At 74.9% G+C, this 2,464-nt stretch carries 2 protein-coding genes and 1 pseudogene; 2 read left to right on the forward strand and 1 reads right to left on the reverse strand.

All coding sequences use genetic code 11. The annotated features are described in order from the left end of the window. A pseudogene (locus tag ACFU6K_RS36710) lies at positions 1-213 on the forward strand (8-amino-7-oxononanoate synthase); the annotation flags it as partial. A gap of 53 nt (positions 214-266) precedes the next feature. Here the strand turns inward: ACFU6K_RS36710 and ligD are convergent. Next, positions 267-1,274 carry a non-homologous end-joining DNA ligase gene (ligD, locus tag ACFU6K_RS36715; protein ID WP_380670637.1) on the reverse strand — a complete coding sequence of 336 codons (1,008 nt, stop codon included), beginning with the start codon at positions 1,272-1,274 and terminating at the stop codon, positions 267-269. Between the two features lie 66 nt (positions 1,275-1,340). Between ligD and ACFU6K_RS36720 the strand changes: the two genes are divergently transcribed. Continuing rightward, complete coding sequence (locus tag ACFU6K_RS36720; protein ID WP_380670639.1) at positions 1,341-2,402, forward strand: ATP-dependent DNA ligase; 1,062 nt, start codon at positions 1,341-1,343, stop codon at positions 2,400-2,402. Positions 2,403-2,464: the final 62 nt, after the last annotated feature.

Raw genomic sequence — 2,464 nt, forward strand, 5'->3', positions numbered from 1 at the left:
GTCTCGGTCCGCGCCCCCGGCCCCGAGGCCGCCGTCGCCTGGGCCGCCGACTGCCGCCGCGCGGGCCTCGCCGTCGGCTGCTTCCGCCCGCCGTCCGTGCCGGACGGCATCTCCCGCCTGCGCCTCACCGCCCGGGGCGACCTGACGGACGGGCAGATCGCCGAGGCCGTCCGCGTCGTCGCCGACCTGGCCCCGGCCGGCGCGCGGGGCTGAGGGTCGGGAGCGGTCGGCGCGCGGGGCTGAGGCTCGGGAGCGGCCGGAGCGCCCTACTTCTTCTTCGCCCGGCTCGGCTGCACCCGGGTGGGTTCGCCGGCGGCCTTGGGGTGGTCGGGCGGGTAGGGGAGTTCGCCGAGGCCCTCGTCGTGGAGCTGCTTGTCGTACAGCTCCAGCAGGGGCTCCAGGCGGAAGGCCTGGTCGTCCATCCCGGCGTTGAGGTCGCCGAGTTCGGCGAAGCGGGCGGGGAGGGTGCGCAGGTCGAAGTCCTCGGGGGCGGCGTCGTCCAGCTCCTCCCAGCGCAGCGGGGCGGAGGCGGTGGCGCGGGGGCGGGCGCGCAGGGAGTAGGCGGAGGCGATGGTGCGGTCGCGGGCCATCTGGTTGTAGTCGACGAAGATCCGCTCGCCGCGCTCCTCCTTCCACCAGGCGGTGGTGACCTTCCCGGGCATCCGCTGTTCCAGGACCCGGCCGAGGGCGATCACGGCGTGCCGCCCGTCGGTGAAGGTCCACTCGGGCACCAGCGGCACGTACACGTGCAGGCCGCGCCCGCCGGAGGACTTGGGCCAGCCGCGCAGCCCGTACTCCTCCAGCAGGGCGCGCAGTTCGTGGGCGGCGCGGACGGCGTCGTGGAAGTCGGTGCCGGGCTGCGGGTCGAGGTCGATGCGCAGCTCGTCGACGTGGCCGGTGTCGGAGCGCCGCACCGGCCAGGGGTGGAAGGTGAGGCAGCCCAGGTTGGCGGCCCACAGGACGGCGGCCGGCTCGGTGGGGCAGATCTCGTCGGCGGAGCGGCCGCTGGGGAACTCGATCCGGGCGGTGGGCAGCCACTCCGGCAGGCCCTTGGGCGCGCGCTTCTGGTAGAAGAACTCGCCGTCCACCCCGTCGGGGAAGCGCTGCAGGGTGGTCGGCCGGTCGCGCAGTCCGCGCAGCACCCCGTCGGCGACGGCCAGGTAGTACTGCGCGACGTCCAGCTTGGTGAAGCCGCGCTCGGGGTAGTACACCTTGTCCGGGTTCGACAGCCGGACGGTGCGCCCGGCGACTTCCAGTTCCACGGCTGAGCCCATGCCCTTCACGCTAAGGGCCGGGCGCCCGGCGCGCGCCCCGGGGCGAAGCGGGCGAGGATCGTTCGCATGGACCTGCCCGTGATGCCACCGGTGGCGCCGATGCTCGCCAAGTCGGTGGCCAGGATCCCGCCCGGGATGCAGTACGAGGCCAAGTGGGACGGCTTCCGCTCGATCGTGTTCCGCGACGGCGACGAGGTGGAGCTCGGCAGCCGCACCGGCAAGCCGCTGACCAGGTACTTCCCCGAGCTGGTCGAGGCGTTCCGGCGGGAGCTGCCGCCGCGCTGCGTGCTGGACGGCGAGGTGGTGATCGCCCGGGACGGCCGGCTGCGCTTCGAGGAACTGCTGGAGCGCATCCACCCGGCCGCGAGCCGGGTGAAGCTGCTCGCCGAGCGGACCCCGGCCTCCTTCGTCGCCTTCGACCTGCTCGCCCTCGGGGACGACTCACTCGTGGACGAGCCGCTGTCGGTGCGCCGCCCGGCCCTGGAGGCCGCGCTCGCCGACGCCGCCGACCCGGTGTTCACCGCCCCCGCCGCCACCGACCTCGACCTCGCCCGGACCTGGTTCGCCGAGTACGAGGGCGCCGGGCTGGACGGGGTGGTCGCCAAGCCGCTCGACCAGCCGTACCGGCCGGGGGAGCGGAGCATGTACAAGATCAAGCACGAGCGCACCGCCGACTGCGTGGTGGCCGGCTACCGCGAGCACAAGAGCGGCCCGGTGGTCGGCTCGCTGCTGCTCGGCATCTTCGACGACGGCGGCAGGCTGCAGCACGTCGGCGTCTGCGCCGCCTTCCCGATGGCCCGCCGCCGCGAACTCGCCGAGGAACTGGCCCCGTTGCGGATGGACGACCTGTCCCGGCACCCGTGGGGCGGCTGGGCGGACGAGGCCGCGCACGCCGAGGGCCGGCTGCCCGGCGCGGTCAGCCGCTGGACCGGCGGCAAGGACCTCTCCTGGATCGCGCTGCGCCCCGAGCGGGTGGTCGAGGTCGCGTACGACCACATGGAGGGCACCCGGTTCCGGCACACCGCGCAGTTCCGCCGCTGGCGCCCGGACCGCACGCCGGAGAGCTGCACCTACGCGCAGCTGGAGGAGCCGCTCTCGTACGACCTCGGCAGGGTGCTGGGGATCTGAGGGCCGGGGATCCGAGGGCCGCGGGGATCCGAGGGCGTGACGGAGGCCCGACCCGGTGAGCC

Source organism: Kitasatospora sp. NPDC057512 (assembly GCF_042802135.1).
Taxonomy (GTDB): domain Bacteria; phylum Actinomycetota; class Actinomycetes; order Streptomycetales; family Streptomycetaceae; genus Kitasatospora.